We start from the raw sequence: 21,890 nt of genomic DNA, 5'->3' as shown, positions 1-21,890 counted from the left end.
TAATCATCTCAATGATGAATAGATACTTTTAACGCTGCGTCAGTAAGTTTTCCAACTCAGACAGCGAGGTGACCTGCCAGTCCGGGATGATGTGCTCAGGCAACGGGCGCGTACCGTGATCGAACCAGCAGGTTTTCAATCCGGCATTGATGCCGCCGAGGATATCCGATTCCGGCGTATCCCCCACCATCAATACCCGTTCACGCGCCGGGTTGCCGAGCAGCGCCAGCGTGTGATCAAAGATGGCACGATCGGGCTTGGGTACGCCGACCTGCTCCGAAATCACCAGCGCATCAAAATAATCACGGAAGCCGGTACGTTCGAGACGCGCCTGCTGCAACGCGGTAAAGCCGTTGGTAATGATGGCGATCTTCACCTTGCCGTGCAGCGCGTCAAGCAAACGGGCCGCCCCCGGCAAAGGCAGGCAGATTTCCGCCATTGCGTTCAGAAAGCCGCTGTTGAGCACTTCCGGGGCCACGCTGAGTTTTTCGCCCCAACCGGTGAAGCGGCGTGTCTGTAGTTGCAACGCCGAAATCGCTCCGTTCTGATAATCGACCCACAGCGGTTTGTTGATCGCCTGGTAATCGGCGTAATCCTGATCGGTGAATTGCACGTCATAACCGGCAAACATTCGTTGCAAACCGGCATAGGCGTCGAAGTGAAATAGCGTGTCATCCGCATCAAAAATAATGCAGTCCCAGTCGTTTAACATAGATCTCCTCAGCCAAAACGCTACAGCGTCAATGCCATGATAATGGCGTCTTCTCTTCCGCTGGCAGTGGGGTAGTAATTGGGGCGGCGGCTTACCTGGTGAAACTCCAGCTGTTCATACAGCGCTATCGCCGCCAGATTGGAGGCACGAACTTCCAGCCACAGCGTCATGACCTCGCACTTCTCCAGTTCAGCAATCAGATGCTGCAATAACTGGCGGGCATAGCCACGGCGTTGAAAATCAGGATCGACAGCGATATTGAACAGCGAAGCTTCATCCAGCACCACCTGGGTGATGGCAAAACCGACCAGACGGCCTTCCGCCTCAATGCGAAAATTTAAAAAACGTTCCCCCTGATTGCTGGCAAACGTCTGTTCGCTCCAGGGAAACGCATGGCTGCGGCGCTCAATCGCCAGCAGCTGTGGTTGGTCTTCAGGGGTGACTAAAGAGATGGCTGTCATGGTTACACATCTGTTGCCAGAGGGCGCGTTTCGCCGCACCGCTACTGATTAATTCATTGAAAGCGGCGGTCGCAAAAGTGACGCCATTAAAAGGATGCGAGCTATCGACACCCAGCAACCAGCCCGCACAATCCACCTGTTCCGGTAGCATCTGGAGCTGTTCTGGCGTGAGCGTCATTACCTGCGCGGGTTGCAGGTTTAAGGTACGCAGCACATCGCGAACTAACGGCTCATGCAACGCCGGGGCGTGTTCCGCCACCAAGACCAGACGAGTCTCTGGCGTAAGCCGAACGGCAATCTCTCCCTGCAACACGCGTGGACGCCGCAGTTGATACTGCGTAATCCCCATTTGCTGTAAAAGCCAGTCGCGCCTTGATGTCATGCTATTACCCGTTGTGCTGCCAGAATGCGACGCTATGCTAGCAAACCCATCGAACATGCGCCAACAAAGCACTATAATCCCCGCTCTGATTTAACAGGAGCCATCCATGTCTGCTTTTACCCCGGCCAGTGAAGTGATTCTGCGCCACAGTGATGAATTTACCGCCCGCCATGTTTTGTTTGCTGGCGATTTGCAGGATGACCTGCCCGCTCAGCTGGAAACCGCGTCAACACGCGTGCATACCCAACAATATCATCACTGGCAGAACCTTAGCCGCCGCCTCGCGGAGCGCGCGGTCTATGGCCTGGTCGCAAGTGCGGCGGATGTGGCAGGCTGCGATACCCTGGTTTACTTCTGGCCGAAGAATAAACCGGAAGCGCAGTTCCAACTGCAAAACCTGCTCTCGCTGATGCCGGTTGGTAGCGATATTTTTGTCGTAGGCGAAAACCGTAGCGGTGTCCGTAGCGCGGAAGGCATGGTGGAGTCGTGGGCCAAACTGGAAAAGATCGACAGCGCACGTCGCTGTGGCCTGTACCACGGGCAACTGGAACAGCAGCCCATCTTCGATGCCGACGCCTTCAACGACAGTTATATGCTGGATGGCCTGACCATTCACACCCAGCCTGGCGTATTCAGCCGTGACGGCCTTGATGCCGGAAGCGCGCTGCTGCTCTCGACGCTGACGCCGCACACCAAAGGTAAGGTGCTGGATATTGGCTGTGGCAGTGGCGTACTGGCAACCGTGCTGGCGCAACATTCGCCGAAAGTCCGTCTGTGGCTGTGTGATGTGCATGCCGCCGCAGTAGCAGCGAGTAAAGCCACGCTGGCGGCTAATGGCCTTGAAGGTGAAGTCTTTGCCAGCAACGTCTTCTCCGATGTCACCGGTCGTTTTGACCTGATCATCTCCAACCCGCCGTTCCATGATGGCCTGCAAACCAGCCTCGATGCGGCACATACGCTGATTCGTGGCGCGGCAAAACATCTCAACAGTGGCGGCGAACTGCGTATCGTCGCCAACGCCTTCCTGCCCTATCCGCAGGTGCTGGATGAGACTTTCGGAAACCATGAAGTGCTGGCGCAAACCGGACGCTTTAAAGTTTACCGTGCGGTTTACGGCCGCGGCGCGAAAGCACGTTAATTCAGCGATGTTGCTGACGCGGCGGCAGAAACGTTGCTTTTTCCAGCAATCGTTTCACCGCCGCGAAATATGTGTTGACGCATTGAGTAAAATCTCTAAAATGCGCCTCCGTGGTTAGCAATACTTAAGGTATTGCAGGTACGCGAAGGTGGCGGAATTGGTAGACGCGCTAGCTTCAGGTGTTAGTGTCCTTACGGACGTGAGGGTTCAAGTCCCTCTCTTCGCACCAAAAACCACGTAGTTCATATCGCACTGCACAATGCGAAGGTGGCGGAATTGGTAGACGCGCTAGCTTCAGGTGTTAGTGTTCTTACGGACGTGAGGGTTCAAGTCCCTCTCTTCGCACCAATGCGGTGATATGAACAGACAACTACGATGCGAAGGTGGCGGAATTGGTAGACGCGCTAGCTTCAGGTGTTAGTGTCCTTACGGACGTGAGGGTTCAAGTCCCTCTCTTCGCACCAACGTTGTCATCCTTCCCGGTTATCTCATCCATCATGTTTACAGCTTCTGCTCACGCTTATGCGTGATTTTGTCATTTCTGTCGTTCAGATCAGATGAAAATTCACTGACACCGCCGCTAATCCGCCCGCCAGCGCCAGGCAGGAAGGCAACAGCAGGTAATGACGCAGACGATGATGAAACAACATCACTATTGTCAGCAACAACGCCACAATCATCACCAACCGCCACTGGCTGAAACTGGGTTCCCATAGTGCGAAGACCGGCATCGCCGCACAGGGCAACAGCACACCCCAGCCGCTATCCAGGCGTTTACCCATAATCCAGCTCACACCCCATAAGCCGCAGGCAGCCAATATCGCCATGATCATCGCGCAACCCTCAAATGATAAGTATTCGTATTATCATATGATAATATTTCTCATTGTGCAGCGGATTTTTTTTATCGAAAAAGCCCTGCGGATGACAGTACTACTGGAAAATGCTAAATTGCCGCCGATAACTATTTTGATAACACAGCAATAATGTGCTCATTACCCTGGCAGGGAGAATATTCCGGTCGGGTAGCGCTTTGATATTTCAGGGCTGTTACGAGTAATAATAATGAAATTACAATCTTACGATGAATTGAAACACAGCAAATATCGGCTCTCACTGATGCTTTTTCTGTTTTTGAATGTCGCTGTTTCACTATTTTCTTTGTTACCATTTTTAGGGGAGGCATCCAGCATCCACTCACTGCCAGCAGTACTGGTGGCAGGCTTTAGCATCTCTTTACTTACACTTTGTTTAATCAGCCCAAAACTAAAATTACCGCTATTAAATCCTGTGGCATTGTTATTTGGTGCATTATGGGCATGGCACATAAACCACAAATACCATCTGGTTTTCTATTTTGATGGTAGTTTTTTAATAATCAGTCTGTTGAGCGTATTTTTTGTCAGTGCCATTGCGCTAAGTGATTATTTAGTTGCTTTCTGTTTACACATCACGCCGCCGGTATTCACTGTTTTACTGCTGGATGATGGCCAGCATTTAATGATGATTTTGTTTACCATCACCTTGCCGTTGATTGGTTTTTCATTACACCATCTGATGCGTCGCCGCTTCGATCATTTCACCCGCCGTCTGGTGCGGCAGCTATATGAAGAGAAAGAGAGTTTCAGCGACTTAAGCATGCTGGACCCGTTAACCGGTTTGTATAACCGCCGGGGGCTGAAAAACCGTCTGGATACCATTCTGGAAAATCACGCAGGCAGCCACTTCGTCTTACTGCTGGATATCGACCATTTCAAGGCCTACAACGACAACTACGGCCATGCGATGGGCGATCAGGCATTGGCACGGGTTTCGGTCGCCATTCGCGATGCCGTACGCTCGCGCGATGTGGTGACACGGTACGGCGGTGAAGAGTTTCTGGTACTGATGACGAACGTTAACGCCTCAATTGCCATGAAACTGGCCGAGCGCATTCGCCAGTACGTGGTCGATCTGGAAATTCCCCATCGCTTTAATGAGAAGGTTTCGACCCACGTCACCATCAGTGCAGGTATCGCCCCGATTTTTGATGATGATTTTGATCAGGCGGTCGCGAATGCTGACCGTGCCCTGTATGTGGCGAAAAATCAGGGACGTAATACCATCCTGGCGTGGGATGATTTACCCAAAGCGCCGCTGGATACCAAAGATCTCGCCTGAAACGTTGGATTCACGGGTGCCATGACGGTGAATCCAACGCCGGGTTGTCTTGTGAGCTGAAGCGGGAACGATTATCATTTGTTTTTCGCTTCCCGTTTTCATTCAGGACCGGCATGGCTACTATCACCCGTCAGGATCATCGCTTCAGCGAACATCCACTGATCTTTATCCAAAGCGACCGCACGCTGGCGAGCGCACTGGAAGATCTGATGCGTGAACAGCGCAGCTACATGCTGGAAACAATACACCTCGGCCAGCCTGCGCCATCAGGCACCTTAACACTTACCGAATGGTCCCAACCCCAGCATTACCGCCGCCTCACCCAGCGCTACAGCGATTATTTGTATCGCAATCATCCTGATGTCCCGCATGAGGCGAAGCCCCTCCAGTCGCTCTGGGCGCAATGGTACTTCGGCCTGTTGCTGTCACCGTTGATGCTGGCACTGCTGCTGGAACCACGCGCGCTTAACTGCGCTCCCCATCTGATTCACGTTGAATTCCATGAAAATGGCCATCCCTGCGCTTTCTGGATTGATGTGCAGGAGGATGAGGATGCTCGTTACCTCAACGCACAGCAGCGTCTCGATCGCCTGATCCAGTACTACCTGATTCCAGCCGTAAATGGCATGGCGCAGCACGGTGATATCAACGCCAAACTGATCTGGAACAACATGGGATTCTCCTTCTGGTGGTTCCTTGGAGAGTTAAAAACGCTGTTGCCCGCAGATGTGGTGTCACAGCTGGAGCAGGCGTTGTTCTTCAGCCGTACCCTGCTGGATGGCAGCGATAACCCGCTTTACCGCACTATGATCCCACGCAATGGCGTGATGGAACGACGTAGTTGCTGCCAGCGTTACCGCATTCCCGACGTTGAACGCTGTGGTAACTGCACATTAACAGCGGTGTGTGCTCAGTAAATTCTGTTACAGATTCTCCTGCATTCTCGTTTACAGTTGAGAGGGCTTATGGCAGTTTTAGCGCTTGATTTTGCCGGAGAAAAAAATGAGCCTGGAGTCGGTACGGCACTTCTTTGCCGAACATGCACCGGATGTCGATATCATCGAGATGCCGGACGCTGAACTGGCCCTACGCCTGCATGACGTGGAGCCAGGACAACTCGCTAAAACCCTGTCTTTTAAAGTAAAAGATAAAATCGTGCTGATTGTCACGCGCGGTGATGCGCGTCTTGATAATGACAAATTAAAAGCGACACTTGGCAGGAAAGTACGTATGTTGTGCGTCGATGAGGTGGTGAATTTGACAGGCCATCCCGCCCGCGCAGTCAGCCCATTCGGCCTGGAAAATCCGCTGACCGTTTATTGCGATGTCTCATTGCGTAGCTACGATGAGGTGCTGCCTGCGGCGGGTTCAATTTACAATGCGGTGCGCATTTCGCCGCAGCGTATGGCGGATCTCACTGCGGCAAAATGGATTGACGTCTGCGAGTCGTTTTAATGCGACTCGCGCGCCACGGCACCGGATATTTCAATGCCACGCGTTTCCCGTCCAAATGCGACAAACACGCATATCAACACCGCCACCGTCCCGGCAACAATCGCCATCCCTAAGCCATAGTTACCGCCGTGTGCCTCCGCAATACGCGATTGTAAGGTGGCGTTAACCGAGGCAATCAGGTTCCCCAACTGGTACACAAACCCCGGCAGCACCGCACGCGCATTGGCAGGCACCAGCTCGGTGAGATAGGTCGGTACCACACCCCATGCGCCCTGCACCATAAACTGCATCAGAAACGCACCGATGCCAATCATCCAGGAACCGCTGGAAAACGCCCACAACGGCAGCACCGGCAGCGCCAGAAACGACGCCAGCATAATGGCTTTCTTACGCCCGATACGCTCCGACAGCGAACCGAAAAAGATACCGCCCAGCATCGCCGCGATATTGTAGCTAATCGCAATAATGCTTACGGTGTGCGGATCAAACTGGTGTTGTACCTTCAGGAAGGTGGGATAGAGATCCTGGGTACCGTGGCTGAAGAAGTTGAAGCAGGCCATCAACAGCACCATGTAAATACAGATTTTCCAGTGCTGGCGAATAATCGGCAGCAAGGCGGTACTCTCTTTACGCTGTCGCGCCGCCAGCCACACCGGGGATTCCGGCACCTTGAAATAGATAAAGGGCAGCAACAAAATCGGCAGCGCACCAATCATAAACATTCCGCGCCAGCCCACGCTCTCGAAGAACAAACCGAAGATGATCGACGCCAGCAGGTAGCCACAGGGATAACCCGCCTGGAAAATTCCGGACATCAAACCCCGCGAACGATCCGGGATGGTTTCCATCGCCAGCGACGAGGCCACGCCCCAGATGCCCCCCATTGCCACGCCGTAAATCACGCGGAACGTCAGGAAAGCAGCAAAGTTCGGTGACCAGGCTGACAGCAGCTCAAACAGCGAGAACAACACAATATTGAGCATCAGAATCGGGCGACGCCCATATTTTTCCGCGAGACGACCAAACAGCAGCGCACCAATTGGCCGCACTGCCAGCGTGAGCATAATCGCGATAGAAACATCAGAAACGCTGGTGTGGAAATACTGGGCAAGATCGCTGAGTACAAACACCAGAATAAAAAAGTCGAACGCATCCAGCGTCCAGCTGGCGAAACTGGCAAAAGCCACATTTCGCTGCGTCGCAGTCCAGTTAAACATAGGGGGTATCCTGTCTGACAGCGCCCGGATCGTTGGCCGGACATTATTGTGAACGTTACCGTGCGAATGATTGCATCGGTTACTATTTTGTTAACTATTTGTATATAGCATGTCAGAAAGGCAGGCTGTGACGCGGAATTGTCAGCGAGTGCGTCCCGGTGTAAGGAAGCATGTCAGGTGAAATACGGTCATCGCCAGCGCGATGACCGGGCTTTTTTTAGTTGTTCAGGCCGTTAAATGCCTGCTCGATGATGTCCAGCAACAAGGGGTTATCGACGCTGTGCAGGACATGTACCAGCGCGCCGGCATCGTGCGGAATGCCCACATCCAGACGCAGCGGCGTGCGATAACGCCAACTTTTACCCCGCGTGGCACCAGGCCGTAATTCCACATCGACATGATAATCCATGCCGTCGGCGACACGTTGATTCAACAGCCAGGCGACCACCAAAGCATCGTGGATCCAACAGCCCGGCAAATGGCGGGTACGGATGGAGTAATCAATCCACGGTCGCAGCGTTTCCCGGACAAACTGGGTGAGTGTATGTTGATGGTGGGTAAGACGGCTGAGATCCTGATGCGTCAGCAACGTTTGCGTGGTGACATCCATTGGCACCAGCGTCACCGTCGCCCCGCTGTGCAGCACCTGATGCGCCGCTTCCGGGTCGAGGCCAAAATTGGTGTCTTTGATATAATCGTCCAGCGCAAATACGCCGCCCATGATGACAATCTCCGCCACCGCTTCCGCCATCTGCGGATAACGTTGTAGCGCCTGTGCCACATTGGTAAGTGGACCGATCGCCACCAGGGTAAACTCGCCCGGATTGTCACAAATCAGCTGGCCCATCACGCCTGCGGCATCATTGCCATCGGCTGGCAACAGCTGTGGCTGACGTACGCCGCGCCACAGTTCGGCCAGTTTTTTGTCCTCGACACCATCAAGACGCGCGCGCCACGGTGCCGGGTCTTCGCGTAATGCCTGCTGGGCACCCTGCACCACCGGAATATTCAGGCCCAGTCGCTGCAACAGATCCTTCACCACCTGGGTTCCCACCGCACAAGGGGTATTACCGGTGACGGTGGTAATCAATTCCACTGACAAAGCAGGTGACGCCAGCGCTAAGGCTAAAGCCAACCCATCGTCGGTGTTTGCACCGGCAATGCCATTCCCCGGATCACAATCAATAATCAATCTTTTCATGGTGTTATTTATTTTCGGCTGGTTAGTTGGCAACCACAGGACTCACCGATCTCCAGATGGTGAGGAAATTCCGCCAGCTCCGCCTCGCCATCCCAGTTTTTTAGCATGGCAATTGCGCGCTGCGCCATTTCACGCAGCGGCTGGCGTACTGTTGTCAGCGTCGGCACATGAAAGGCCGACTGCTCAGTACCGTTAAAACAGACCAACGCAACATCGTGCGGCACGCGTAAGCCAGATTCAGCAAAGGCACGAATGCAGCCAATCGCCTGCCCTTCATTGCTGGCAAAAAGCGCACGCGGCACCCGGTTGCTGTTCATCATCCGCCATGCGGCATCGTAGCCGCCCTGTCGCGTATAACTGGTGGGGAAGATCAACGCCTCATCCACCTGCAAGCCATACTCGGCCTGCGCATCACGCCAGCCCTGAATACGATCCTGCGTATTCAACATTTCCAGTGGACCACTGATCATCCCAACCTGCTGATAACCGTGACTGAGCAGATGCGCTGTCACCTGACGTGCCGCTTCGCGCTCATTCACCCGCAGCATGCTGACGCCGGGTTGTGGCTCAACGCGATCGAGCATGACAAACGGTGTCCCACTGGCTTTGATCACATCGATATAAGGGTGGCGATCGACGCTGTTATAAAACAGGCCGTCGACCTGACGATTCAGCAGTCCCTGAATCAACTCCAGCTCGCGCTGACGATCATCACCAGCATCGCCCAGCAACATGACGTGCCCGTGGTTTAGCGACTCCTGTAACAACAGATGCGCCATCGATGCGACAAACGGGTTGGCAATATTGGGCACAATCAAGCCAAAGGTTTTGGTGCTGCCCGATGCCAGCGCACGCGCCACGGCATTTGGCCGGTAGCCGGTTTGTTTGATCGCCTCCAGCACCCGCTGACGTGTAGCTTCTGCCACCGGGCGAGGTCCGTTGTTGATGACGTAACTCACCACCGCCACAGAGGTGCCTGCGGCTTTGGCGACGTCACTACGCGTGACATTTCCGGACGACGATTTAGCCAATACTTTTACCTCGAATTCTGTTCCTGGCACCCAACCGTAGCGGCAGATGCACGTCAGATCGCATCATCCGGCAGATTGAGGTCACGCCCGCGCGTCTCCGGTGCCACAAAGGTGGTCAGAAACCCAATGGTTGCCATGGCGCTAAAGTAGATAGCAATCGCCCACCAGTGGCCGGTAAACGACAGCAGCGCCGCAGCCACCAATGGCGCAGTACCTCCTGAAAGGATAGACCCCAGCTCTTTTGCCACCGCCATTTTGGTGTAACGATGCTTCACACCGAACAACTCAACGCCCCACGCCGCCTGTACGCCAAAGATACCGAGTGACGCCAGCGCCATCCCCACCACCATCACTGGAATAACAATGGCCGGGTCACGGCTATCGAGCAGGTGGAACGCAGGCCAGGCGTAGAACATCAGCAACAGACAGAAACCACGGTAGGTAATGCGGCGGCCAAAGCGGTCAGAGAGCCAGCCGGCCAAAGGAATGATCAGGAAACCCAGAATCGAGGCGATAAAAACCGCAGTGGTGGGCACCGATTTGTCCACCATCAGCACTTTCGCCACATAACCCACGATAAAACCTTGCGCCAGATACGATGGTCCATTTTCGCCAATACGCAGGCCAACCATGGTCCAGAAGGCACGGCTACGCTGCCAGAAACTGCGGGTATCGGTGGGTGCGGCATGGATGGCGAGGCTCGCGTCACGTTCCGCTTTCAGCTCCGCCTGCTGGCGTTCGAATACCGGGGTTTCGCGCAGATGGCGACGAAGCCACAACGCCACCAGCGCAATCAGCACGCTACTGAGGAACGGAATGCGCCAGCCCCAGGCAAGCAGGCTTTGCTGGTCCATCTGCACCACCGCCAGCCAGACCAGTGACGCGATCAGCGTACCGCTGTTGGAACCGAGCGCAATCACCGACGAGACCAGGCCACGACGTTGCACCGGTGCATACTCGCCCAGCATCACCGTACCGCCAGACAACTCAGCCCCCGCCCCTAACCCCTGGGTAAAGCGCAACAGGACCAGGCAGGCGGGTGCCCACAAACCAATGCTGGCGTAGGAGGGGATTAAACCAATCAGCGTGGTAGAGGCACCCATCAAAATGATGGTGGTGATCATCACCACCTTGCGGCCTTTACGATCGCCAATCCAGCCGAACAGGAGCGCGCCAATCGGACGGGCAATAAACCCTACCGACCAGGTGGCAAAACTGGAGAGCAGCGCCATCGTCGGACTGGCTTCGGGGAAGAATACATCGCCAAAAATGATGCCGGCAGCAAGGCCATAGAGCGCGAAATCCGCATACTCCATTGCCGTACCCAACCAGCAGGATAAGGTGGCGCGCCAGAAATCTTTGCGGCCAGAGGAAGTTTCGAGCCGCGCATCGGCGGCCGAAGAAGAAGACAGTGCGCGTTGTTGCGAAACGGAGTGATGTACCGTCATAACCATTTCCCTGATAGATGAGGATCGAGCAAACGCCCTTCCGTGGTCTGGTTCCCTTGCAACAAGCGGAACGCCCCGGTGGCGACGTTTAGTGGGCAAACCTGGATGCAAGGTCAATAAAGGATTCCCTGGTGTTGGAATTCTCTGATTTGCCAGACTTCGCCGATGTTTTTTTCACCGATCGCATTAACAAGGCAAATGTAACTTCGTCATCTCAAGGCCAACTTCGTCTTTGGCACCGTGAGCTATCACTGTGTAATCAGTCTATCTACGCGCGTAGATAAATCAAGTGATTTCAGTAAAAACAATTAATTTATCTTTACTATTTCTCAGGGATTATCGATAAAAATGGCGTCAATTCATGACATTACAATGCAATGCGAGCGCGCAAAAAAACGTCAAAAATGCACCAGACTGACGATTTCTGCTTATCATTAGCAAAGTGGCGATTGAACCTGCATCGCGCCACTTGTCGCATAATTCAGTTAAGTTTTGATGACAGATGAGAATTTGTCTGAAATCTTGCCACTCTCCCAGGTTGCCAACCGGCTGCATTACACTGGAGAAATTCATTGCGAGGCGTTATGACCATCATTCTTATGCGACATGGCAAACCCAACCATCCGGTGAGCGGGCGCTTTACGGCGCGAGCGCTGGCTGACTGGTGTGAAGGTTACGACCAGGCGGATATCTGTGATTCACCACCACCTCGCAGCATGGCGATCGCCAGCCAGGCCAGTGTCATCGCCTCCAGCCCGTTACCGCGTGCCCGATCCTCACTGACACGCCTGGGGCTACAGCCACATGCAGTGGATGAAGTCTTCAGCGAAGTGGCAATGCCGCTCTTGCCCTACGCAAGGCTACATTTGCCGCTCAATGTCTGGTTGGCGCTGCTGCGCCTGTTGTGGCTATGTGGCTATTCCGGGCATGTGGAATCGGTGCAGCATGCGCGCCAGCGCGCCCAACAGGCTGCCGACAAACTGATTTTGCTATCAAACCGTGGCACCGTGCTGCTGGTTGGCCACGGCATTATGAACAAACTGATTGCACGCGAACTGCGCAAGCGCGGCTGGCAGGCAGAAAAACACGCCAGCAGCCGCCACTGGAGTAGCGCCATTTATCATCGCCCCTTTATTTGAGGGTGAAATAACTCAGCACCTCACAACCCGTCCCAACCTGCGGCGTGGCAACCACCCTCAACTGCGCCAAATCGATCACGCTCAATGACCCCTCGCCTTCATTGGCAATCAACAACGTGCGTTTGTCATCACTGAAACAGCCATCCATCGGTTTATCACCCACGGCGATATCACCCAAGGGATTGAGAAGATCGTCGAACAGCGTAATCACTGCCTCATGATCGCCAATCGCCACCAGACGCTCGCCGTCAGCGCTGAAACGAACGACCTGACAAGGTTGCTGATGACCCGCTAAACGTAACCGCTGGCGAATGCGATGACTCTGACGATCCACCACATAAAGTAAGGGGGCATCGGCCGCGCTGGCGACCAGATAAGGATGTTTTGGCGAGGCGGCGATACCGGCAATCGGTCCTGGCATCAGAATGGTGTCGATAACCCGCCCTTCAGCCTCACAAAGATCAACCACCGTAATGCTGGCATCTTCTTCGTTTTCAGTGAACAACTTGCGCCCACTGGGTGACAGTGCCAGCCGGTGGGCGTTATGTGACGGCAGGGGAATGGTTTTCTCCAGCCGATCGGTAAGCGGATCAATCACCGCCACGGTGGCGCTGTTTTCGCAGCAGAGATACACTTTACCGTCGCGCCCCAGTTGCCCGCTGTGTGGCGCCTGCAAGGGCGTAACATCGATAAAACCACTGATCACCCGCTGACGCAGATTAATCACCGCGATTTTGTGGCCCGGATGGGGATTATCGCCGTGGATGCCATCACCATAAATCGGGACATAGGCTTTCTCCCACTGCGACAGCATCAACAACTCATGTGGCCGGGGTGGAAAGGCATTCAGTTCCTGTTGCACTGCAAAAGTGTCCGGGTTGAGAAACAACACGCGATTGCCCTGTTTATCGACTGCCAGTAATCCGCGGTTATCAGGCTGCATAGCGTCTCCTTTTTTAACAACGTCCTTTAAGCGTAGCTAACGCGGATCAGCGTTGGGTAGGCCAGTGAAAAATCCAGTACGGTTAACCCATCATTTGACTCACGTTTTTTAATCCTGCCCGCATCAAACCACAGCGAAATTCTATTTTATTAGGAATAGTCTTATCCATACTTAATTAAACAAACACCGATTACCAAAATTATTTAATGATAATTTTAACTTGAGTGGCTCATTCATTTTCCGGTTTATCTGAAAGATAAAGAAAATGATGGTCTCGCGCGCAGGAATGTTTTATTAAGCAAGGGTAGTCTTTTACACACAGCCGTGAGGAAACAAGAGCGCGCCCACGCGCCAGCATCAGGGAATCCCCAACCGCGATAATCACAATAATCAGGTGCACCATGACAAAAAAACGCCTCCAAACTGCCCGTATGCTGTGGCACAACTGGCAGAAAATTGCTTTTACCGGCCAGATGTTACTGCAAAAAAAGCAGCAAAATAGCCTTGTCGCTCCGGAATACGATCCGAGCGAAGAGGATAACGTGGTGTTGATTTCTGCCGAAAAAGAGTTGGCAGATATCCCTAAAATAGTCTGGATGTATTGGGACGATGAATATTTACCGAAATCAATGGCGTTAAATATTCAAAAAATCCGCCAGGATAATCCCGATCATCAGGTGCATTTGTTAAATCGTCAGACGGTAAAAGAAGTCTTGCCCGATTTTATCTTCACTTCACCAGAATTAACGCTGAAACAAAAAAGTGATGCCATTCGGTTGGAATTATTATTACGCTACGGCGGCATCGCCATTGATTGCAGCACTCTGCTGTTTGAAGATCTCGCCTGGGTACATCGTGTGCATCAGGAACGTCCTATGGATGTGATTGGTTTTTATTGCGAAGTCTCAACCATGAATTACCTGTCGCCGGTGATGGAAAACTGGTTTCTCGCCGCCAGCCCCAATAATCCTTTTATCCGCGAATGGCAGAAGCAGTACGCGCCGATTAAACATCTTGGGGCGCAACGTTTCTTCAGTGAATTGAATAAGCGCGATGATTTTACCCTGCTGGCGCAAAAAATTGCCGAGCCAGAGCAGCAACTTTGCTCCCTGGCGCAACAGGCGGCGATGCGTGAATATCGCCGGGCGAATATCTATCTGCGCAAGGGCGAAGCGAATGCCTACTTTTATCAACGCCTGAGCGGCTGGAATAGCGCGGCGTTTGCTAAATCGGTGTTATTTCAGCAGCGCCCGCACACCCCGCCACCGGTGATTAAATTAAGCGGTAATGAACGTCAGCATCTCGACTTCAACCTGCGCCTTGGCAACTACAATCGCACCAGCCTGCTGGGACAAATGATGCAACCCCATGCACCGGTTGCGCTGGTGTCGCCCTCAGCCATCAACAAAGCGCGCGCGTAGCCAGTGAATAAAGGTGGTGACCGCCCGTGGCACCTGGGCCGCATAAGGGCGCACCACCCATAAACGATCGGCGAAGGCGTCCACCGACTGCCATTGCGGTAAAACCCGTTGTAACGTACCCGCCGCCAGCGCCGCGCTGGCGCTGAAATCTGGCAGCATAGCAATGCCCAGCCCCTGCAACGCCGCATCGCGAATCGATTCGCTATTGTTGGTGGCAAAATTCCCCTGGATTCTGACCAGCACCGTTTCGCTGGCGTCGTTCAGTTGACGGAAACGCCACTGTGGTGACTCCAGCCCGCGCGGATAGTACAGGCAATTATGCTGCTGCAATGCCTGTGGGGTTTGTGGTGTACCCTGCTCCGCCAGGTAAGCGGGGGACGCCACCAATAAGGTCTGGGTTTCACACAGCGGCAATGCGACATGCGTTTCCGGCAACTGCTGGCTGTGACGAATCGCCAAATCAAAACCCTCACTGCCGAGCGAGACTAAGCGGTCGGTCACATCCAGTTGGATACGCACCTGCGGATATTCACGCAAAAAATCGCCGATAATCGGCACCAATTGCTGCCGGGCAAAGGCTACGGGGGCGCTGACACGAACCATGCCGCGTACCGGGCCCGCCTCATCACGCACGCTGAAAAAACTCTGCTCAATACGCGCAAAGGGATCTCGCAGCTCATCCACCAGCTTTTCTCCGGCAGATGTCAGGCGTACGCTGCGGGTGGTGCGTTGCACCAGCGCGACGCCCGCCATCTCTTCCAGCTCTTTAATCTTTTGACTCATCGCCGCCTTACTGACGTCCAGCCGTTCAGCCGCACGGGTAAAGCTCCCCAACTCAGCCAGTACGGTCAGCCAGTGCAGGTGCACCCAAAGTGCATCGGTTTTAATCTCTTTCATGATGATTGTTCAAAATAATAAATAATCATTTCAGGCAGCGCGCTTTTTCTTTGCAACGGTACACGGCAGCATAGCACCACATCCTACTCTTTCCATGTGAGCAAAAACGAGGGTTTATTTATGCCGTTACTGCAATTTGACGTGATTCAGGGCCGTTCTGAATCAGAATTACGTACTCTGCTGGATGCGGCTCATCGCGCCGTTCTGACTGCTTTTAAAGTCCCACCCCGCGATCGTTATCAGATTGTTCACGAAAACAAAAGATACCAGATGGTTTTTCAGGATACCGGCCTCGGTTTTGAGCGCAGTGACAATCTGGTGATGGTACGGGTCTACACCAGCCCGAGAAGTGAAGAACAGAAAACGCTCTTCATGGCAGAGTTAGCACGCGAGTTACAGGAAAACTGTGGCGTGCAGGGCAATGACCTGATGATCAGTTTTATTACCAATAATAAAGGTGACTGGAGCTTTGCCGATGGCGAAGCGCAGTACCTGACCGGCAAACTCTGATCCTCTTCTCTTCCCCCTTATCTGGCAGCGATCTTTGATTGCTGCCAGTGCAAACCATAGCCTGCCTAAACCCGCTTTAAACAAAGTCAAATCAGCCGCACAAATCTGACTGGTCGTGTTGCAGACATGTGACAGCCAATATAGATTGACGCAAAAACCCCCAAAGAGGGTGGTTACGCACGGATTGCGTATTCAATCAGCCTGAGGATCCGACCTTGTCCGAAGTATTATCGGTTGTACTTTTTTTAGCTGCGATTGCAGTCTATTCCCACAAAGCCGGACGTAATAAGTTCTGGTTTGGTGTGATTTTGCTTCTTCTTACCCTGTTCATCGTGCTCAACATCACGCTGTTTGCCAGCAACTATTTTACTGGCGACGGGATTAATGACGCGGTGCTCTATACCCTGACTAACAGCCTGACCGGTGCGGGCGTCAGCAAATACGTGGTGCCGGCGATCGGTATCATCATTGCCTTATTTCTCCTGTTCTGTCTGCTCACATGGCTGCTACGTCGTCGCAAACAGAAACACCATCTTGGCTGGAGTCTGTTGGCTATTGCCTGTGCTGCGGGCTCAGTGCAAACCACTCCGGCATTTCGTCAGGTGAAGGATTTAATTGCTTCCCATAATCGACTGGCGGATTCCGATTTCGAGACTTACTACAAGACGCCAAAATCGGTGATTAGCGAGCCAAAGCTCAACCTGGTCTATATCTATGGCGAAAGTCTGGAGCGAACCTACTTTAACGAAAAAACGTTCCCCGGCCTGGCACCCGAGCTGAGTCGTGAAAAAGATCAAAGCCTGGATTTCAGCAACACCGAACAACTGCCCGGCACGGATTACACCATCGCCGGTATGGTCGGCTCACAATGTGGGATTCCGCTGTTTGCTCCGTTCCAGGACAATGCGTCGGCCGCACTGTCCAGCTTCTTCCCACAAAATATCTGTCTCGGCGATATCCTGAAGAATTCCGGCTACGAGAACTGGTTTATTCAGGGTGCCGACCTGCGCTTTGCCGGTAAAGATACCTTCCTGAAATCGCATGGTTTTGACCCGGCACATATGTACGGTGCGCAGGAACTGAAAGATCGCGTGGCTGACCCTGACTATCGCAACAACTGGGGTTATTACGATGATACCGTGATGGATGAAGTGTTTAAGAAGTATGAGGAACTGTCGCGGCAGCAGAAACGCTTTGCGCTCTTTACCCTCACCGTCGATACCCACCACCCGGACGGTTTTATTTCCCGTACCTGCCAACATAAAAGCTACAGCTATGATGGCAAACCAAATCAGTCATTCAGTGCGGTGGCCTGCTCTCAGGAACATGTGGCGCGACTGATTGAACGTATTAAAGCCTCGCCGTGGTTTAAAAACACCATCATTGTGGTGACGTCCGATCACCTGGCGATGAATAACACCGCGCATCAATATCTGATCCAGCAACCACGCCATGACCTGTTTATGGTGATCCGTGGCGATCAGCCTGAAGCGAAGGTGCTGGATGGCAAGCGCAGCACGCTGGATAACGGTGCCACCGTGTTGGATATTCTCGGTGGCGATAAAGCCATTGGCCTTGGCCGCAGCGGCCTCAGTTCCCCTTCGCTTTCCGCGCAGTTTGATAACATGACGCAGAAGGTGTTGTCATGGAAACCGGATATCATCCAGCTGTGGAATTTCCCCAGCAAGCTCGATGCCTTCACCATCGACCAGCAGAAGAACACTTTCAGCTTCTCAGGTACCACCTTCAAGCTGCCGATTCTGTTCCGCGTGGGCGATAAACGCGTGGAACCGCTGCCAGAAGGTGAGTATTCCGCGCCGCTGCGTTATCAGCTGGCAGACTTTACCGCTGCGGAGAAGTTCGTCTGGGTGGATCGCTGCTTTAAGATGGCGCGCCTGTGGCAGCCTGATCTGGCACTTTCCAGCGACCTCTGTCTCGCAATGGGGCAGATGGGCGGTCAGCCAACGGTTACGCGTATTGATAAACCGGTGTGGAAGGGAAAAGCGATCTTCCCGCTAACCACCCTCAGCGATGCGCAATATCAGCACAATGAGCAGCAGATCCGTATTGAAGACAACGCCATTCGCTATAGCGCTGACAGCTTTATGCTCAACGTGCCCGGTGCACCGCAAAGCGTGAAAAGCTTCACCGGCATTTCGCGCCCGGAGCTGTGGGGACGTTGGTCCAACGCCAATCTGGCACCGGAAGTGAACATCGAATATGTCGATCCGCTGCCGGGAAGTTTTGATGTGGTGATCACCGCCCGTGCATTTGGCCCCAATGCGCATCGGCCAATTCCGGTTCGCGTTGGCGATCAGCAGCAGGAATTAACCTTGGGTGACGATGTATCGACCACCACGCTGCATTTCACCAATCCCGGCGGCAGCCATAATTTAATTATTGCCCCGCCGGAACCCCAGCTCTCCAATGTGGGAAATATCATCGGCCAGGACCCCCGTAAATTAGGTATTGGCATGGTGGATATTAAAATTATTCCACAACCGCAGGGTTAACGGGAATTATGTCATTCCTGTTGCAGGGATGACATAATGTTTCAACTACATGCATAATGTATATTTCGGATCATCGCGGTGCGTCCTGCACCGCGAATCCATAGGTTCAGATAGTTCCCGAATATATTGAATCCCCTATTTCCATGTCAGGCATTTACCTGAACCGCCCATTCTCCAGGTGATGCCAGAATATTTATTTCATCGCTAAACCTTCACATCCGTAAAATATTACTGGCACGCAATATGCTTTATTCCCCTCTCACAACATCTAATAATCAGACAGGGGCATGTTATGGCGTCAAGTGGGCTAAAACAGAAATTAGGGCTGGTCGATCTGTCGTTACTTGGCATTGGATCGATGATTGGGTCGGGCTGGTTATATGCCGCACTCAATAGTTCCGGCTATGCGGGCAGCCATACTGGCTGGGCGTGGGTATTAGGGGCAGTGATCGTGCTGCTGATTGGCCTGGTGTATGCCGAGCTTTCATCGGCGCTGCCGCGCGCGGGCGGCTTTGTGCGCTACCCCAACTATTCACACGGCAATATCGTCGGTTTTGTTATTGGCGTGAGTTCACTGCTCGCCTACACCAGCACGGCCGGGGTGGAGGTTGAAGCCGTGCGTCAGTACGCCATTTATTGGTGGCCAGCGCTGGGACATGCTGATGGCAGCCCGACCGGACTGGGTTTTGCCGTGCAGATTGGGCTGCTGGTGGTGTTTTTCCTGCTTAACTACTGGAGCGTCAGTTTCTTTGGCCGCGTTAACACCATTGTCACCACCTTTAAATTTATCGTGCCGCTGCTGACCATTGTCACCCTGCTGCTCTACTTCCATGCGCCAAATCTTGAGGTGCCACCGGCACCTCCGGGCGGAGCTCATGGCGTGTTCAGTTCACTGACCGGCGCAGGGATCGTGTTTGCCTACCTCGGTTTTCGTCAGGCGGTGGATTTTGCCAGCGAAGCCAAAAACCCACAGCGCAACGTGCCGCTGGCGATTGGTATCGCTATCGCCGTCAGTTTCGTTATTTATCTGGCACTGCAATACGCCTTTATGGGTGCAGTGCCGACAGATTTACTGTCGCAACACGGCTGGGCTGGTCTGAAGCAGGTATTCCAGTCACCCTATGCTGACCTGGCACGCAGCCTTGGTCTTACCTGGTTAATTAACCTGATCTTGATCGACGCCGTCATTTCACCGGCCGGGACCGGTAACATCTATCTGGCTGGGGCCGCACGCGTACTTTTCGCGTGGGCGCGCAACGGCCATCTGTTCAAGGTGTTTGGTGAAGTGGATGCGAAATCCGGTGTGCCTCGTGGCGCATTGTGGCTGTCATTGCTGCTGGCGATCGTCTGGACGCTGCCATCAGAGTTTCAGGTATGGGGTGGCTTGATTGGTGCAGTAACCTCCGCAACGGTGTTTACCTATATGCCCGGTCCAATTACCCTGGGCGCGTTCCGTAACCACTTGCCAGATATGCAGCGCCCGTTCCGTTTACCGATTGCCGCGATCCTCAGCCCTCTGGCCTTTGTTGCCAGTACTCTGCTGATCTACTGGAGTGGCTGGTCAGTGAATGAGATCCTCATCCCGATCCTGATCGTCGCCTGGATTGGCTATGCCATTTTTGGCAAGAAAAACAGCCAGTTCCGTCAGGATTTGCAGTGCGCATGGTGGCTACTGGCCTACTACATCGCCGTTATGGTGATTTCCATGCTCGGCACCTACGGCGGCAGCGGTGTGATTGGTGCACCACTGGATATGATCCTCGCCATCGTTGCTTCACTGGTCTGCTACTTTTGGGGCGTAAAAGCCAGCCTGTCCGTTCCCGCCATCACCGATGAAGAGGATGAAACCCCAACTTCCGGCAAAAAAATTAGCGGTAAATACGCACATAATTAATCCCCCACCCGCCTGTGCCACGGCACAGGCGGCCTGCCCCTGAAAATCTCGTTACTCGTTGTCCTAATTGATTTTTTTCGAGATAGCGCGCAAAATACATACTGTCACATGGCGCAACTATCACATCCCAGACAGGTTTCTCCCCAGGAGAAAACCATTCAGGGAGAACAGGGATGATACTGACGATGATGAATACCCATAAAGCGTACAAATCGTTGCAGCAGGCAGGTGTGGACGAACGCCAGGCAGAAGTGCTGGTCGAGATCTTCGCCGAAATGCAGCAGGAACATTCACTGACCAAAGCCGATTTATCCCAGGCGATGGAGGGAGTGGTAAAAGGACAACAGGCTCTACAAACACGCGTTGACCGCCTTGAAGATCGGATTGACCAGTTTGAAAAGAACGTGAATGAGCGCTTTGAACACGTTGATAAGCGTTTTGCACAAGTTGATCAACGTTTCGACCGGGTTGATAAGCGCTTCGAAAAACTTGAAGCGCGTTTTGATCACACGGATTCCCGTATCAGTGGCATGAATCTCGACATTGTCGGGATGAAGAAAGAGCTGCAATGGCTGAAGCGGGTCATGATGGCAGCAACCTGCGCCATCGTGCTTGCCGCCAGCAAATATATCTTTCTCACTTAACCCTGACGCAGCGCTTCCAGTCGGTAGCGCTGCCTTCCCCCGGCGTCGAAGTTATCCGCTGACAACCAGCGTTCAAAGCCCAGTTTTACCTGCGGCCATTCGCTATCAATAATCGAAAACCAGCAGGTATCACGGCTGCGGCCTTTGTAGACAATGGCCTGACGGAAAATCCCTTCCAACTGGAACCCCAGTCGCAGTGCCGCATTACGTGATGGCTGATTGCAGCTGTCACATTTCCACTCGTAGCGGCGGTAGCCAAGTTGTTCGAAGGCATAGCGCATCAGGAGATAATGGGCCTCGGTTGCCATGCGCGTTTGCTTTAAAAGCGGAGAAAACGCCACATGTCCAATCTCCATCACGCCATGCGTAGGTTCGATGCGCATCAACGCCAGCGTTCCGACAGCACGCCGGCTTTCTTTATCAATCACCGCGAAATGCATGGGATCGTGCCCATTCTCAATCTGCCGCGCATACGCCAGATAGGCCGCTTCATCATTGAAGGGTTGCGCAAACATATAGGTCCAGTCCCGGCCATCTTCCGCCAGCGCATAGGCAGCATAGAGTTCGCGACCATGACGTTCGGCACTGAGCGGTTCGAGGAAGCAATAGTCGCCGGTAAAGGGGATAAATTCCGGTCGTGGACGCGATTGCCAGTCGGGTAATGCAAACCCCACGGGTTGCCCCCAGGTATTGGTGTTCTGAGACATCGTGTTTCCCTGCCGTT

The 21,890-nt window shown here is 53.4% G+C and carries 21 protein-coding genes and 3 tRNA genes; 13 read left to right on the top strand and 11 right to left on the bottom strand.

The genetic code is table 11. The features are described from left to right. Window positions 1-28 precede the first annotated feature (28 nt). From yjjG to CTZ24_RS03045, 3 genes are read right to left on the bottom strand one after another with little or no spacing between them, the layout of a single operon-like run. Window positions 29-712 carry a pyrimidine 5'-nucleotidase gene (yjjG, locus tag CTZ24_RS03055; RefSeq protein ID WP_021185813.1) on the bottom strand — a complete coding sequence of 228 codons (684 nt, stop codon included), beginning with the start codon at window positions 710-712 and terminating at the stop codon, window positions 29-31. A 20-nt stretch (window positions 713-732) separates the two neighbouring features. Beyond that, window positions 733-1,173: a ribosomal protein S18-alanine N-acetyltransferase gene (rimI, locus tag CTZ24_RS03050; RefSeq protein ID WP_208724748.1), complete on the bottom strand. Its 441-nt coding sequence runs from the start codon at window positions 1,171-1,173 to the stop codon at window positions 733-735. After that, the gene (locus CTZ24_RS03045; RefSeq protein WP_208724747.1) at window positions 1,145-1,555 is read right to left on the bottom strand and encodes a DNA polymerase III subunit psi; all 411 of its coding nucleotides are present in this window, start codon (window positions 1,553-1,555) and stop codon (window positions 1,145-1,147) included. Before CTZ24_RS03045 ends, rimI begins: the two co-directional genes overlap by 29 nt. A 106-nt stretch (window positions 1,556-1,661) precedes the next feature. Here CTZ24_RS03045 and rsmC point away from each other — a divergent pair, with 106 nt between their 5' ends. The 4 genes from rsmC to CTZ24_RS03025 all read left to right on the top strand — a co-directional run bounded on the left by rsmC (window position 1,662) and on the right by CTZ24_RS03025 (window position 3,157). After that, a complete protein-coding gene (gene rsmC / locus CTZ24_RS03040; RefSeq protein ID WP_208724746.1) occupies window positions 1,662-2,693 on the top strand; it encodes a 16S rRNA (guanine(1207)-N(2))-methyltransferase RsmC in 1,032 nt (343 codons plus the stop codon). A gap of 142 nt (window positions 2,694-2,835) precedes the next feature. After that, window positions 2,836-2,922, top strand: a tRNA-Leu gene (locus CTZ24_RS03035). Window positions 2,923-2,954: 32 nt separating this feature from the next. Then, window positions 2,955-3,041 (top strand) — tRNA-Leu (locus CTZ24_RS03030). Window positions 3,042-3,070: 29 nt separating this feature from the next. Continuing rightward, a tRNA-Leu gene (locus CTZ24_RS03025) sits at window positions 3,071-3,157 on the top strand. Between the two features lie 84 nt (window positions 3,158-3,241). Here the strand turns inward: CTZ24_RS03025 and CTZ24_RS03020 are convergent. Continuing rightward, complete coding sequence (locus CTZ24_RS03020; RefSeq protein WP_208724745.1) at window positions 3,242-3,526, bottom strand: DUF1435 domain-containing protein; 285 nt, start codon at window positions 3,524-3,526, stop codon at window positions 3,242-3,244. A gap of 232 nt (window positions 3,527-3,758) precedes the next feature. On the opposite strand from CTZ24_RS03020, the gene CTZ24_RS03015 reads away from it, so the two are divergent. The 3 genes from CTZ24_RS03015 to CTZ24_RS03005 all read left to right on the top strand — a co-directional run bounded on the left by CTZ24_RS03015 (window position 3,759) and on the right by CTZ24_RS03005 (window position 6,308). Beyond that, entirely contained in the window at window positions 3,759-4,853 is a 1,095-nt protein-coding gene (locus tag CTZ24_RS03015) for a diguanylate cyclase (protein ID WP_021185810.1), read from the top strand. 113 nt (window positions 4,854-4,966) lie between these two features. Continuing rightward, a complete protein-coding gene (fhuF, locus tag CTZ24_RS03010; protein WP_208724744.1) occupies window positions 4,967-5,770 on the top strand; it encodes a siderophore-iron reductase FhuF in 804 nt (267 codons plus the stop codon). Window positions 5,771-5,855: 85 nt separating this feature from the next. After that, the gene (locus tag CTZ24_RS03005; protein ID WP_021185808.1) at window positions 5,856-6,308 is read left to right on the top strand and encodes a YbaK/EbsC family protein; all 453 of its coding nucleotides are present in this window, start codon (window positions 5,856-5,858) and stop codon (window positions 6,306-6,308) included. On the opposite strand, the gene CTZ24_RS03000 is transcribed toward CTZ24_RS03005, so the two are convergent. From CTZ24_RS03000 to CTZ24_RS02985, 4 genes are all read right to left on the bottom strand, one after another. After that, complete coding sequence (locus tag CTZ24_RS03000; protein ID WP_021185807.1) at window positions 6,305-7,525, bottom strand: MFS transporter; 1,221 nt, start codon at window positions 7,523-7,525, stop codon at window positions 6,305-6,307. The genes CTZ24_RS03005 and CTZ24_RS03000 overlap by 4 nt on opposite strands. Window positions 7,526-7,742: 217 nt before the next feature. Continuing rightward, complete coding sequence (locus CTZ24_RS02995; RefSeq protein WP_036627489.1) at window positions 7,743-8,726, bottom strand: nucleoside hydrolase; 984 nt, start codon at window positions 8,724-8,726, stop codon at window positions 7,743-7,745. Between the two features lie 8 nt (window positions 8,727-8,734). After that, window positions 8,735-9,757, bottom strand: coding sequence for a LacI family DNA-binding transcriptional regulator (locus CTZ24_RS02990; protein ID WP_208724743.1), 1,023 nt, complete (start codon window positions 9,755-9,757; stop codon window positions 8,735-8,737). 53 nt (window positions 9,758-9,810) lie between these two features. Next, the gene (locus CTZ24_RS02985) at window positions 9,811-11,205 is read right to left on the bottom strand and encodes an MFS transporter (protein ID WP_208724742.1); all 1,395 of its coding nucleotides are present in this window, start codon (window positions 11,203-11,205) and stop codon (window positions 9,811-9,813) included. Window positions 11,206-11,789: 584 nt separating this feature from the next. On the opposite strand from CTZ24_RS02985, the gene CTZ24_RS02980 reads away from it, so the two are divergent. Beyond that, window positions 11,790-12,344: a histidine phosphatase family protein gene (locus CTZ24_RS02980; protein WP_021185803.1), complete on the top strand. Its 555-nt coding sequence runs from the start codon at window positions 11,790-11,792 to the stop codon at window positions 12,342-12,344. Here the strand turns inward: CTZ24_RS02980 and CTZ24_RS02975 are convergent. Next, window positions 12,337-13,287 carry a beta-propeller fold lactonase family protein gene (locus tag CTZ24_RS02975; protein WP_208724741.1) on the bottom strand — a complete coding sequence of 317 codons (951 nt, stop codon included), beginning with the start codon at window positions 13,285-13,287 and terminating at the stop codon, window positions 12,337-12,339. The two genes, CTZ24_RS02980 and CTZ24_RS02975, sit on opposite strands and share 8 nt — an antisense overlap. A 401-nt stretch (window positions 13,288-13,688) precedes the next feature. On the opposite strand from CTZ24_RS02975, the gene CTZ24_RS02970 reads away from it, so the two are divergent. After that, window positions 13,689-14,708: a glycosyltransferase family 32 protein gene (locus CTZ24_RS02970; RefSeq protein ID WP_208724740.1), complete on the top strand. Its 1,020-nt coding sequence runs from the start codon at window positions 13,689-13,691 to the stop codon at window positions 14,706-14,708. Here the strand turns inward: CTZ24_RS02970 and CTZ24_RS02965 are convergent. Beyond that, the gene (locus CTZ24_RS02965; RefSeq protein ID WP_021185800.1) at window positions 14,682-15,605 is read right to left on the bottom strand and encodes a LysR family transcriptional regulator; all 924 of its coding nucleotides are present in this window, start codon (window positions 15,603-15,605) and stop codon (window positions 14,682-14,684) included. The two genes, CTZ24_RS02970 and CTZ24_RS02965, sit on opposite strands and share 27 nt — an antisense overlap. 120 nt (window positions 15,606-15,725) lie before the next feature. Here CTZ24_RS02965 and CTZ24_RS02960 point away from each other — a divergent pair, with 120 nt between their 5' ends. The 4 genes from CTZ24_RS02960 (at window position 15,726) to CTZ24_RS02945 (ending at window position 21,166) form a co-directional block, all read left to right on the top strand. Further along, the gene (locus CTZ24_RS02960; RefSeq protein ID WP_021185799.1) at window positions 15,726-16,115 is read left to right on the top strand and encodes a tautomerase family protein; all 390 of its coding nucleotides are present in this window, start codon (window positions 15,726-15,728) and stop codon (window positions 16,113-16,115) included. A 215-nt stretch (window positions 16,116-16,330) separates the two neighbouring features. Then, a complete protein-coding gene (gene opgB, locus CTZ24_RS02955; RefSeq protein ID WP_208724739.1) occupies window positions 16,331-18,628 on the top strand; it encodes a phosphatidylglycerol--membrane-oligosaccharide glycerophosphotransferase in 2,298 nt (765 codons plus the stop codon). 292 nt (window positions 18,629-18,920) lie between these two features. Further along, entirely contained in the window at window positions 18,921-20,522 is a 1,602-nt protein-coding gene (locus CTZ24_RS02950; RefSeq protein ID WP_021185797.1) for an APC family permease, read from the top strand. 173 nt (window positions 20,523-20,695) lie between these two features. Then, the gene (locus CTZ24_RS02945) at window positions 20,696-21,166 is read left to right on the top strand and encodes a hypothetical protein (RefSeq protein WP_208724738.1); all 471 of its coding nucleotides are present in this window, start codon (window positions 20,696-20,698) and stop codon (window positions 21,164-21,166) included. On the opposite strand, the gene CTZ24_RS02940 is transcribed toward CTZ24_RS02945, so the two are convergent. Further along, the gene (locus CTZ24_RS02940) at window positions 21,163-21,873 is read right to left on the bottom strand and encodes a GNAT family N-acetyltransferase (RefSeq protein WP_208724737.1); all 711 of its coding nucleotides are present in this window, start codon (window positions 21,871-21,873) and stop codon (window positions 21,163-21,165) included. The two genes, CTZ24_RS02945 and CTZ24_RS02940, sit on opposite strands and share 4 nt — an antisense overlap. Window positions 21,874-21,890: the final 17 nt, after the last annotated feature.

Origin of the sequence: Pantoea phytobeneficialis, from assembly GCF_009728735.1 — a bacterium.
In the GTDB taxonomy this organism is placed as follows: Bacteria; Pseudomonadota; Gammaproteobacteria; order Enterobacterales; family Enterobacteriaceae; genus Pantoea; species Pantoea phytobeneficialis.
Note: the sequence above shows the minus strand (reverse complement) of the source record. Positions and strands in the feature narration are given on the sequence as shown.